10 protein-coding genes are annotated in these 12,630 nt (G+C 39.5%); 1 reads left to right on the forward strand and 9 read right to left on the reverse strand.

All coding sequences use genetic code 11. The features are described 5' to 3' along the window. Positions 1 to 46 precede the first annotated feature (46 nt). The 4 genes from folK to HMPREF9078_RS10615 form a co-directional block, all read right to left on the reverse strand. On the reverse strand, positions 47 to 1,174 hold the full coding sequence (folK, locus tag HMPREF9078_RS10600) for a 2-amino-4-hydroxy-6-hydroxymethyldihydropteridine diphosphokinase (protein ID WP_009418634.1): 1,128 nt from the start codon (positions 1,172 to 1,174) through the stop codon (positions 47 to 49). 89 nt (positions 1,175 to 1,263) lie between these two features. Continuing rightward, positions 1,264 to 2,217, reverse strand: a complete 954-nt coding sequence (locus HMPREF9078_RS10605; protein WP_009420666.1) for a phosphoribosylaminoimidazolesuccinocarboxamide synthase — start codon at positions 2,215 to 2,217, stop codon at positions 1,264 to 1,266. A gap of 620 nt (positions 2,218 to 2,837) precedes the next feature. Next, a complete protein-coding gene (locus HMPREF9078_RS10610) occupies positions 2,838 to 3,500 on the reverse strand; it encodes an RNA methyltransferase (RefSeq protein ID WP_009420669.1) in 663 nt (220 codons plus the stop codon). Continuing rightward, positions 3,497 to 4,006 (reverse strand): GNAT family N-acetyltransferase, encoded by a 510-nt coding sequence (locus HMPREF9078_RS10615; RefSeq protein ID WP_009420670.1) that lies wholly within the window; start codon positions 4,004 to 4,006, stop codon positions 3,497 to 3,499. Before HMPREF9078_RS10615 ends, HMPREF9078_RS10610 begins: the two co-directional genes overlap by 4 nt. A gap of 99 nt (positions 4,007 to 4,105) precedes the next feature. Between HMPREF9078_RS10615 and HMPREF9078_RS10620 the strand changes: the two genes are divergently transcribed. After that, a complete protein-coding gene (locus HMPREF9078_RS10620) occupies positions 4,106 to 4,843 on the forward strand; it encodes an ABC transporter ATP-binding protein (RefSeq protein ID WP_009420671.1) in 738 nt (245 codons plus the stop codon). 49 nt (positions 4,844 to 4,892) lie between these two features. Here the strand turns inward: HMPREF9078_RS10620 and HMPREF9078_RS10625 are convergent, their stop codons facing one another. The 5 genes from HMPREF9078_RS10625 to HMPREF9078_RS10645 all read right to left on the reverse strand — a co-directional run bounded on the left by HMPREF9078_RS10625 (position 4,893) and on the right by HMPREF9078_RS10645 (position 12,363). After that, on the reverse strand, positions 4,893 to 6,215 hold the full coding sequence (locus HMPREF9078_RS10625; protein ID WP_009420672.1) for a leucine-rich repeat protein: 1,323 nt from the start codon (positions 6,213 to 6,215) through the stop codon (positions 4,893 to 4,895). A 99-nt stretch (positions 6,216 to 6,314) separates the two neighbouring features. Further along, a complete protein-coding gene (locus HMPREF9078_RS10630; RefSeq protein ID WP_009420673.1) occupies positions 6,315 to 8,114 on the reverse strand; it encodes a long-chain fatty acid--CoA ligase in 1,800 nt (599 codons plus the stop codon). Between the two features lie 146 nt (positions 8,115 to 8,260). Then, positions 8,261 to 8,938 (reverse strand): PAS domain-containing protein, encoded by a 678-nt coding sequence (locus tag HMPREF9078_RS10635; RefSeq protein ID WP_009420674.1) that lies wholly within the window; start codon positions 8,936 to 8,938, stop codon positions 8,261 to 8,263. A gap of 45 nt (positions 8,939 to 8,983) precedes the next feature. Beyond that, the gene (locus HMPREF9078_RS10640; RefSeq protein WP_009420675.1) at positions 8,984 to 9,670 is read right to left on the reverse strand and encodes a PAS domain-containing protein; all 687 of its coding nucleotides are present in this window, start codon (positions 9,668 to 9,670) and stop codon (positions 8,984 to 8,986) included. Between the two features lie 221 nt (positions 9,671 to 9,891). After that, positions 9,892 to 12,363 carry a DUF2339 domain-containing protein gene (locus tag HMPREF9078_RS10645; RefSeq protein WP_009420676.1) on the reverse strand — a complete coding sequence of 824 codons (2,472 nt, stop codon included), beginning with the start codon at positions 12,361 to 12,363 and terminating at the stop codon, positions 9,892 to 9,894. Positions 12,364 to 12,630 lie beyond the last annotated feature (267 nt).

A 12,630-nucleotide genomic window follows, 5' to 3' on the forward strand; every position in this document is an offset into this window, starting at 1 on the left:
TCAACTTTGCCAAAATTTAAAACTTTGGCAAAGTGTATACTGAAAATTAATTCTCGCGTATCTTTTCTATAATATACTCGTAATGAGTGTAGTGTTTTACAAAATCGAGGTCGGTTACATCAATGATAAGAGAATTCATAGCGGTATTCTTCTGTATGAAATCTAAATAGCCATAGTGTATCTTTTTCAGATAATCGGGGGAGATGTTTTGTTCGTACTCCCTACCGCGCTTCTTGATGTTCTCAATAAGACGGTCGGTATTTTGATAGAGGAATACATACAAATCGGGTTTGATGATTTGGCTATAAAGAATGTAAAAAAGCTTACGGTACAACACAAATTCATCATCGGTAAGAGTTACCTTAGAAAAGATAAGTGATTTGAAGATATCATAATCGGAGACGACGAACTCCTTGAACAAGTCCATTTGTGCCAACTGTTCACACATTTGCTGGTAGCGTTCGGTAAGGAACGACATCTCCAACGTAAAACCGTATTGTTTAGGGTTCTCGTAGAATTTAGGCAGGAAAGGATTATCGGAAAACTGCTCTAAGATGAGCTTTGCATTGAAGTCTTCGGCTATTTTAGTCGCCAAAGTGGTCTTTCCAGAACCTATATTCCCCTCAATAGCAATATACTTATAATTCAAAAACGGTGATTTTTGCGCAGGAAACGACAGTTGGTCGGTAAGGCGTTGCACGGGTGAAGTATCATCGGTAGTGCGTAGGAGTTCGGCAACCGTTTTTTTGAGTACAGGGTGTACTTTGAGGTCGTCGATATTTGCTAAAGGTTTCAGTACAAACTTACGGCGGTGCAAGAGAGGATGAGGCACAGTGAGCACTTCGGTATTAATAACTTTATCGTCGTAGAAAAGAATATCGAGGTCGATAGTGCGTGATTGGTAGCCTTTGGACTGAGGCATACGCTCTCGCCCGAGTTCTTGTTCTATTTGCAAGAGCTGTACTAATACTTCCTCAGGTGAGAGAAAGGTACGACATAGCAAGCAGGTGTTCAGGAAAGCTTCCCCCGAAAAACCCCACGAGGGTGTTTCGTAAACAGGGGCTATATCGACAATAGTACCCACCCGCATCGCAATGCCTTCAATGGCTTGTTGCAGGTAGGCTTTACGATTTCCTAAGTTACTTCCTAATGATATGTAGACATCGTGGTTCAATTAACAATTGACAATTGACAATTAACAATTAACGAGCGCTATTCAACTTTGGCAAAGTATAGGACGCAAAAGCGACCTTTTTTCATTGATTATTGATTCTGCAAAAATCGCATTATGTTGTCGTAGATGCGGTTCTCTATATCGGAAGTATCGGCGGGGAGGAATTTCTCGCCCATAATGTTCTCGTAGAGCTCTATATAACGCTCAGAAACGGATTGTACATACTTATCAGTCATCGTAGGTACTTTTTGCCCTTTTTCACCTTGAAAACCCTTCGAAATGAGCCACTGGCGTACGAACTCCTTGGAGAGCTGTATTTGGGGTTCACCGTTTTCTTGTCGTTCGTCATAGCCTTCTTTATAGAAATAACGAGAGGAATCGGGGGTGTGAATTTCGTCGATAAGCACTATTTCGCCATCGCGAGTTTTACCAAATTCGTATTTAGTATCTACCAAGATGAGTCCGTGTTTAGAGGCGATTTCAGTACCGCGAGCAAAGAGTGCGTAGGTGTATTTTTCCATCAATCGATAGTCTTCCTCGCTTACAATTCCTTTGCGAATGAGGTCTTCACGAGAAATATCTTCGTCGTGCAAGCCTTGTTCGGCTTTGGTAGCTGGAGTAATAATGGGGTGTTGTGGGAACATATCGAACTCTCGCAAACCTTCTGGCAAGGGGACGCCCGATAGTTTACGCACGCCATTTTTGTAGAGACGAGCCGAGTGTCCTGCAAGATAACCGCGAATGACCATTTCCACTTTTAGCGGTTCGCACACTTGGCCAATAGAAACATTAGGGTCAGGAGAAGCAATAAGCCAATTAGGTACAATATCTTCGGTTTGTTGCAAGAAACTTACAGCCATTTGATTTAATATCTGACCTTTGTAAGGAATACCTTTGGGTAGAATGGTATCGAAAGCCGAAATACGGTCGGTAGCAATCATAATGAGGGTATCATCTTTAAGTTGATACACATCACGCACTTTCCCTCTGTAAACGGTTTTTTGTTTAGGGAATTTAAAGTTTGTTTTTGTTATAGTATTCATTTCTGTAAATGGTTAAAAATCTCTTCTCGGTGCAAAGGTACAAAATAATTACAAATTACGGATTACGAATTGTGAAAAAAATGAGTGAAGAAATTGTAATACCTTAAATACCAGAAATGCCAAATAAAGATTAGAAAATTAGAAAATTAGAAAATGGGAAGTGTTGTTAATGGTTAATGGTTAATGGTTAATGATTAATGGTTAATGATTAATGGTTAATGGTGAAATTGGGAGAGGATTATACAAAGCTTATGGGATAATCGAACGATGAGTGGGTCTACAGTGGCTCTACAGTGGCTCTACAGTGGCTCTACAGTGGATCTACAGTGGCTCTACAGTGGCTCTACAGTGGCTCTACAACGAACAAAAGACGAAGGAATGATGAACAAAAGACGAACCTACGATAAAGGTAAGGCGAATCTAAGATAGAGATAAAAAGAAGGTTATTAGTGGAGTTCAACTTTGACAATGTTTGAAACTTCGGCAAAGTTCATACAAAAGACGGTGCAAGCCGCACGGGCAGTCGTAGCAGAGCAGACCAGTAGGAAAAGAATGAACAAAGAAATGATGAAGATTTCTTGTAGTTAATGCGAAGATAGGAGGAAGTTTATTGAAGGTTTTTATTTTTGAGCGGTGAGTTCTTCGTATCTTTTGAGTACATCTTTTACGTTGCGAATGGATTTCTTTGTCCAATTAATAAGAGTGCTAAGGCGTTCTTCGTCGGTGAGTTGCCAAGCTACTTGGCTACGGCGGAGTTTATCAGTAAGCTGTTGCAGGACAATGGCTACCGCTACCGAGATATTCAAACTTTCGGTAAAACCTACCATTGGAATTTTTAAATATGTGTCCGCTTGTGAGAGTACTTGCTCAGAGAGCCCTTCTTTTTCTGTACCAAAGAAGAAAGCACTCTTTTTACTAATATCGAAGTCGTTGAGGAAATAAGCGTCCTTGTGTGGGGTTGTTGCCACTATTTGGTAACCTTGGGCACGGAGGGCATCGATACAACTTTGGGTGTCGTTATAGCGGAAGACGTCTACCCATTTTTGAGCACCCATTGCTATTTTGGCATCGAGGCGTTTGCCAAATCGTCCTTCTATGCTGTGTGCTTGTTGTACGCCAAAGACTTCGCAAGTGCGCACTACGGCACTGGTGTTATGCATTTGGAATACATCTTCCATCGCTACCGTAAAGTGATTGGTACGCGCACTTATCACCTGTAAAAAACGTTCCTTGCGTTCTTCGGTAATAAAATGTTCTAAATAGGTGAGTAATTCTTGATTCATAGTTTTTTCTCAAAAGCTTTGCGGGGAGTACCTCTGAAAGTAACTTCACCGCAGTACTTATAGCCTAATTTTTCGAATAGGTGTAACATAGGGGCATTATCAAAATTAGTATCAGCTCGCAAAGAAGGAATGCCTTTATTGCGAGCTATTTCTTCTATCTGTTGAAGAAGAAACTTTGCTAAGCCACGCCCCAAATGGTCAGGCGAAATTGCTACGCGATGAAATACCATAAAGTCGGCATTGGTAAGCCATTTGCCCTTGATAGCCTCATAAGCAGGTTCGTTGTTGATGAGGAGAGCAGCATAGCCTAATATTTCGTTGTCTTCTGTGAGTACATAGCCATATTGATGGGTGATATCGTTAGCTATCACCTCTTCATTAGGGTAGCCATCTTGCCACTGGTTACTGCCATCGGCTTTGCGACGCTCAATAGCAGCAGATAGGATTGCCCAAATAGCAGGAGTATCCTGAGGCATTGCTATTCTAAGCGTTACATTTTCGTTCATTGTGTTACTTGTTACCTATTAAAACCCTGCAAATGTACAAAAAACTTTGCTAATTGCAATATTTTGACTAACTTGCCCCGCTTTTTAGCTTTTGAGAATATGAGTACACCCCCCAATGCCATTGAGGTAACCCACCTCAGCAAACAATATAAAGAAGCCACTAGCCTTGCCTTGAACGATGTGTCGTTTAAGGTGAGAAGAGGAGAAATTTATGGCATTTTAGGCCCTAATGGAGCAGGAAAAACTACCCTGATGTCTATTCTTTTTGGGAGTATCAAACCTACGATCGGGAGTTTTTCTATTGTAGGACTTACTTATAAAGATACAAGCCTTAGGTATAAAATAGGGGTGGTTCCGCAAGAATACGCTTTGTATCCTACGCTTACCGCTCGCGAAAACTTGCATTATTTCGGTAGCCTGTATGGACTCAAAGGCAAACAACTAAAAGCACTCACTGACGAAGCTCTTGAACGAGTAGCCTTAGCCTCAGTTGCCAATAAGAAAATTGCTCATTTTTCGGGAGGAATGAAACGCCGTATCAACTTGGTGGCGGGTATATTGCACAGCCCTGAGGTGCTTTTCTTAGACGAACCTACAGTGGGGGTGGATGTGCAGTCCAAAAATATTATTATCGATTATTTAAAGGAATTGAACAGAGGAGGAATGTCGATACTTTACACCTCACATCATTTGCAAGAGGCACAGGATTTTTGTGACCGTGTAGGTATTTTAAACGAAGGACAATTACTAAAAGAAGATACGCCTCAAAACCTTATTACCGAAGTGCAAGCATTTAATTTGGAAGAAGCGTTTATTCAGGTAACAGGTAAAAGATAAAAGGTAATAAAAAAAGCTACCGAATTGGTAGCTTTTTTTTGTTTATATCTTATTTGATAAAATCTTTGTATTGAGGGTTTAATATTTTATATTCCTCTACTTTCCCGGAAGGGACATAAATGTTGCGCAATAGTGTTTGATTAAATGCCATAGTGCCTATACTAAAAGCATTAGGGTTACGTATGATTACGGTATGCAAATTATCACACTTTGCAAAGGCATTATTTACTATATTGTTTACTGTTTCAGGAAGTATAACACTTGTAAGTCTATTACAACCTGTGAAAGCTCTTGCTTCAATAGTAGTAACGCTCGAAGGAATATCTACATTTTGTAGGTGAGTACAATTAGCAAAGGTTTGTGTTTTTATTTTTGTAATCTCTCTTTTTATATTCTCATTCGATACTTCTACACTTGTCAATTTAGTACATAGATAGAAAGCCTTAGCCCCTATATCTTTTACTTTATCCCCAATGACGAAAGTTCTCAACTGGTATGTGAGTTTATTTATTTCTGCGTTAAAAGCATTGTCAGCTATGATTTCTACATCTTTTAACTTAGGGTCAGTATTCATATCGATAAAAAGTGTTTTCTCATTTTTCCATTTTAGCAATATTTTTCCGTCAGCGCTAAGTTCATAGTCTGTGTCACTCATTTGTTGAGCGGTAAGAGAAATACCGGTAGAAGGCCAACCTGTATTGGTTTTAGGTCCATAGAATATTTTAGCCTCAGTATCGATATAGTAATCGCCTTCTACTCCTTGACTCACGGGTTTGCCTTGTCCTGAATATATTTTAGAGCCATCTTTACCGGGAAGCCCTTGTGCTCCCGTAGCACCCATAGCACCTGTTTCTCCTTTGTCTCCTTGAGCTTTTATATGAGTATCCTGATTGCCTATAAACCAATTACCATTGTCTCCTATATGAGGAGTAAGTCCATCTTGACCGTTTTGACCATTGGTGCCATTAGTACCATCAGTACCTTTTTCTCCTTGGGCTTTAATATGAGTATTCGTTTCACCTATATACCAAAAGCCATTTTTTATTTGAGGTACAGGAGCATCTTTTCCGTTTTGACCGTTGGTACCATTAGCACCATCGGCTCCCGCATCACCTTTTAAGCCTTTTAAAGAAATAGGAGTCCCCCAGCCTTGTACTGTTTTAGCTCCATAAAGATTGGCTGTAGATAGGTCGAGATAATAATCGCCTATCGTTCCTTGAGAAGCATCAGGCACGCCTATTCCTGAGAGGATTAAGTTGCCACGCTCACCACGTTCTCCTTTTATTTCTACACGTTCTGTGTCGGTTTTGGTACATCGTACAAACACAAGACCAAGGCAACTTAATATTGCCATAAATAAGAATCTTTTCATACAAATTACTCTTCGATTAGCAGATAATATTAAAAATCGGGCGCAAAGATACAAAATAAGAAAATACAACAATGCTTTTACGGATAGTCTCTAATATCTTTATCTGTACATCGCCTCTATTTCACGACTATAATTGGCATAAATCACTTTTCTTCTGAGTTTAAGCGAAGGAGTAATCTCATTACGCTCAATAGTGAAAGCCGAAGGCAGAAGCGTAAACTTCTTAATCTGCTCGTAGTCGGGTAGGTCTTTCTGAAATTTTTGTAGTTGCTTACCTATATACTCAATCACTTGGCTGTGCTTTATCATATCTGCCGTGTTTTTGCACTTAATATTGAGGTCTTTTAGTGCTTGTGAGAGCATCTCGTAATTAGGTACAATAAGGGCAGAAACAAATTTCTTACCATCAGCAATCACGGCTATTTGTTCTATAAGGTTATACTTCCCTACCTTGCCTTCAATCATCTGTGGAGCAATGTATTTGCCGTTAGAGGTTTTCATCAGTTCTTTAATGCGCTCGGTGATAAAGAGATTGTTATTCCCGTCCAAATTACCCGCATCTCCCGTGCGTAAATAACCATCAGGAGTAAAAGCTTTGGCGGTTTCTTCTGGGTTCTTGTAGTAACCCTTCATCACCATTCCTCCTTTTACCAATATCTCGTTCTCCTCTCCTATCCGCACTTGTACATTAGGCATCACATTCCCTACCGATTGTGGATTGATACGATCGTCGCCCCAACAAGATATAGTAGCAGTCGTTTCGGTCATCCCATAACCTAATTTCAGGTTAATACCTATCGACTGAAAGAAACGCCCGATACTAGGTTCGAGGTTTGCCCCTCCACAAGGCATAAACTTAATGCGTCCACCAAGAGCCTCTTTCAGTTTCTTATACACCATTTTATCAAAAAGGTTATAAGCTTTCTGTAAGACAAACGACGGTTTCTTACCTTGTTCGCGTAATGCCAATACACGTTTACCAGTAGCTATTGCCAAGCGGAAAAGCTTACGCTTTACAAATGACGATGCGTCAGCTCGGTCGTGTACGGTGGCAAATATCTTTTCGTAGAAGCGCGGTACAGCACACATCAAGGTAGGACGTACCTCAGCAAGGGCTTCGCGCACTAAGTTAGTATCATCTAAGTAATAAACAGTAACTGCTTTGTAAAGGCAGAAGTACGTCCACGCGCGTTCAAATACGTGCGATAGTGGCAAGAAAGCCAATGACGTATCAGTGTTATCTACGGTAGATAAGCGCTCAGTATGTCCTACCATCTGGAAAGCCAAATTCTGATAAGTAAGCATTACTCCCTTGGGCTCACCCGTAGTACCGGAGGTGTAGATTATCGTAAAAAGGTCGTCTAAATTGCGTTCTGCAATGCGCTTGTCTAACTCTGTATCATACTGCGGACTATTACCGAGTGCCAAAAAGTCATTCCAGTGAATGGAATACTGTTTTTCGGTAAGAGGCACTTCGTTATCACATACCACAATCATTTGCAAGGTGGGGCACTGAGAGGCTACTTCAAGAGCTTTGTGGTATTGCTTTTCATCGCCCACAAACAGCACTTTCCCCTCAGCGTGATTCATCACGTAGAGGGCTTGTTCAGCGGTATTTGTAGTATATATGGGTACCGGAATGGCACGTATCTGCAAGCAAGCAAGGTCAGCAAGCGACCATTGTGGAGTGTTCTGTGCAAGAATCCCTACAGTTTCTTGGGGCTGGATACCCAATGAAAGCAGAGATTTAGATAAAAGGGTTGTAGTACTGCCTAAGGTCTCCCACGTAATACCTTTCCAATGAGAAGAAGCGTCTCTTCCCATCAAAGCGTCTTTCTGTGGGTATTGCTGTACATTATTGCGAAACAGCGATACAAAGTGATAGGCTGTTAAGTCCATTTCGTTATTGAATTAATTAGTCGGGGCAAAAGTATAAAATAATTTTCAATTGACAATCCACGCTCAATAAATAACAAATCCTATGCCACAAAAAAGAGGAATAGAGTCTACCTCTATTCCTCTCTTATCTCTATCTAATGTTTTTATTAGTTAAACAAACGCTCGAAGAAGTTCTTGCGTTTTTCATTCATTGAATCATCTACTTGGTAAATATCGTCAGATACTGTCACGTTGTTATTATCAACACCCGATACGGTTTCAGCTGTAAATTTAGTTTGACCCTCTGACATAATACTTATCACAAAATCGATATAATCTTTTCCTTGCTTAGCCAAATAGTTTTTAAAGAAACGACTGCTCAATTCTACCCCCCCTATTCTCTCCATTTTCAAAAGTGAATCATAGAAAGGTGCCAAATAGTCTTTAATCGCTGCTTCAGGCACCGATCTTCTTCTGCCAATGTAATGTGTAATATTACCCGATGCATCACGACGCATTTCAAAATCAGTAACCACCCAGTAGTATTCTCCTGTTTTAGCTAAGTTCTTAATCACACCCACAAAGTTATTTCCCGCCTTTAAGTTATCCCAAAGAAGCTTAAAAATAAGTTTTGGCATATCGGGGTGGCGTATCAAGTTATGAGGTTGTCCTATGAGTTCTTCAGCAGTGTAGTGTGATACCTCACAAAACACATCATTCACTTTGGTAATAGTACCAATCGCATCTGTTTCACTGATGAGTACTTTGGTCTTATCCCACTGTACTTCACGGTCAATAGGAGTGGGTCTTGCAATTGTAGGTACAGCACTTTTAAATTCTGACATATTATTTTAAATTTTTTAGTTAATCACATAAGTTGCTCTAGATAGTTATTGCACAAACAATCTACCAAAGAAACTCTTGCGTTTCTCGTTTTGAGCCTCATTCATAGTTACAATATCATCTGAAATCACTTGTGTAGTATCTACTGATGATACTTGATTTTCTTCGAAAGACACATTTTCTCTATTTTCATTCATTATATCTATAATGAAATCAATATAATCCTTGCCTTGTTTAGCTAAGTAGTTCTTGAAAAAACGGGTGCTAAGCTCCATTCCTCCTATCTTCTCAAGCTTCAAAAGCGTATCATAAAACGGCGCTACATAGTTGTCTATTACTCCTTTGGACACCGATCTACGGCGTGCAATGTAGTGTGTGATATTTCCATCCCCATCTCTACGCATTTCAAAATCGGTGATTACCCAATAATACTCTCCTGATTTTGCTAAGTTCTTAATCACCCCAATAAAGTTATTCCCCAATTTAAGGTTATCCCAAAGCAATTTAAAAATCAGTTTAGGCATATCAGGGTGGCGAATGATACTATGTGGTTGTCCTACCATTTCCGCAGCACTATAGCCACAAACATTGCAAAACACATCGTTTACATTGGTAATACGACCATAAATATCAGTTTCACTAATCACTACCAACGATTTATTCCAGTTCACCTCCTTGTCAATAGGAGTAGGACGTTGTACAGTAAGCTTAATGTCTCTATAATCTCTAATCATTACAAAATTAAATTTTGGTTATTATGGCACAAAAGTAATGCTTTTATTTTAATTATATGTATTTTTTTATCAAAAAATTTTTCTTACAACAATCTTCGCCTTTTATTAGTTTGATTTACAGCTTACTATAATAAAACTAACTCCTCTAATCTCTCTCTTCTTATTTGGAAAAATAATACACATTTAGTATTTTTTCTCTCTCTTTTTAATCTTCCACCCTCTTATTTTTGCTCTCCCTCTATTTCTTTGGTATATTTGTTATAGAGGAACGATGCTACCAGTAGCAATATCCCAAGCAGTACAAACACTATGGTCTTATGAAGAGTGTCGAGGTGGGTAGTATCGTAAAAGAATAACTTCAACAGCGTAAAACCTACCAATATAATACCCGATATTCGCTGGTATTTCCTCCTCTTAAAAATACCCAATACTACCAATAAAATAGCATAACCTCCCCATAAAATTGTAAGACCTAATTTATAATTAGCTACCGACTCATATATATCTGTCCAGTGCAGTAATTCACTGCTAGCAACCCACAAAATAACCAGGTGCAACAACATTTCCAATACACGCCTTGCTCTTGTTTTAAATTCCAAAAACTTACTGAGGGCATAAATGCTATTGCCTAATGCCACCAGCGAGAGCAAGCCCACATATCTAATATTTAAAAACCAAAGTGATAACTGTCCTCCTTCCTGCGCTTCTTCCATATAACGTTCACGCAACTCACTGAAATAGTAAAGCCCCAAGGTCATAAATATAGTCAGTAACAAAAAGTTTAAACCTATTTGTAGTTCTGCCAACAATTTCTTTTTCAGGTACTTCACATTCAAGAAACTATAAGCCGAAATAAACAACACACTGTATATAATATGCCATACCCCTTTAAAAGTGTTCAAGTCTTGATATGCCAGATAATGGTTGTATATCTCAGGGTCTTGATGTAAAGCCCTCATATCGCAAAACACGCTTATCTCTCTGTAAAAAGTGCAATACAAAATAAGTACCGAAAAAATATTGAACAAAAAGCTCAACACTTTATTAAGCGTCCCTGTCTCTTTGTATTTATCATTGATATAAGCCATTGCTCCTACCGCCACACTATAAAGTAACCCTGTAATAAAGAGCGAGTTAGCAAAAGGTGTGATATAAGCACTCGCGTCTTCCATATCAAAGATACTATAAGAGCCTTTCCCCCAATCTATCAGCAAACTGAAAGTAGCCAAAATCACTACTGCGTATGAAATTCGCTCGTACACAGGCATTTTTTTAGTACGTCCAAACCCAAAGAGTAACGCAGCTTCGGCTATCCAGAAGATAGTTATCCACGTTCCTTTAAACTGTATCGGGATTACCAAAGTAGCAAATGAGAGTGCCAACACCAAAACTAAGTATTTCAAAGCCTGAGAAGGCGCCTTTTTGAGGTGAAAATAATAACCCACCAAAAAGTGAAATACAGAGTTAAGCAATGTAAACATCGCCACAAAAGTCCGATTATTAGGATAATAATCCAATATAAGCCAAACACCCATCGCGTAGAACGACAAGCTACTAAACAAGAACAAAAGTACATCTACCGCTTCCAATTCCTGTACCCTGTGTATTTTCTGAACTATAAAAGCAACATAGAAAGTGAGGAACGTTACCAAATTAAATACAAAATAAGGTATAAAATCGTCGTACTGATAAGCCGATGCCCACGTCGAGAACAACAATAGCCAAGTGAGGAACAACGCCGAAATGTACAGTGAACGCCATTGCTTATAAAACGAAAGTATCAGCACACCTATATTAATAATTGCTGTATACGCAAATAGGATTTCTACCTGACCCGAGTTATTACTCAAAAGAAAAGGTACCGCATAGCCTCCCACAAGCCCTATAATAGCTATCACCACTTGGTTATAGCTCAACGAAGCAAGTACCGTAAAGGCTGTAAAGAGGAACATCAGCACAAAGGCAAGAGATTGTGGGAAATAACCAAAAACAGCATATGCAATAAAGGTGACGAAGTAAAAAATCGTCATTGCTCCACTCACCAAGATAGCACTAAAACTCTCATATTTTTTCTTGAGCATAGCTCCCGTTACAAAAAGCCCTATACCCATTAAGTAACCTAAAACCAAGCGCATTGCAGGGCTGATAAGGTTATGCTGAATAGAGTATTTCACCCCTATAAACACCCCAATAATAATAATCACTATCCCTATCTTGCTAAACAGATTTTCACCGATAAATCGCTCCCAGTTAGTAGATTGCTTCGGCTCAAACGGATTTCTCACCTTCTTTTTAGGCGCAAACGAATTCGTTTTTGTGCAAAAAGTAATCGGAGGGGTCTCTTGTTTCGGTTGCGAAGTTTCTTGCACCGCTTCAGCAACCGTCGCAACAGGCGTTTGCTTCTCTACAACAGCTGCCGTTATTTCCCCAGCCACAGTATTTATTACAGCTTGTTCCTGAACAGGAGTTACCGTTTCCACAGGGGCAGTTTCTGTTACTGCCTCACGTGTAGCCTCAGGCACTGCCGTTTCTGCGGGTACCGCCGAAGTTAATACCGAAGTAGCACGCATTTGGGCTTTCAGTTCCCAAAGCGTTTGCTTTATCTGCTTCATCTCTTTAATGAAGTCGTACTGCCTGTCCACAGCACCATCTACCTGAGCCATTAAGGCTTCTAAATCTTTTTCTGATACCATAACTTATAAGTAAAAGCGAAAGCTAATAAGCAATGAAAGCACAAAGGTAACAAAAAAAACTAATTTACCAATACTATTCGTATAACCCTCCCCTACCCTAAACGCCCTTCACCCTAAATTACGAAAGCACACCCCTACACCTCAGCTTTCGTTTTAATATATCTTTAACACCTCCTAAATGCCTGTTTCTCAACGTTTAATACAGTCTTTGTATACCAATCGTCCAAGATTCCTATAAGCTTCCTATAAGCTTTCTATAAGCTAAGT

Origin of the sequence: Capnocytophaga sp. oral taxon 380 str. F0488 (assembly GCF_000318255.2) — a bacterium.
Lineage (GTDB): Bacteria > Bacteroidota > Bacteroidia > Flavobacteriales > Flavobacteriaceae > Capnocytophaga > Capnocytophaga ochracea.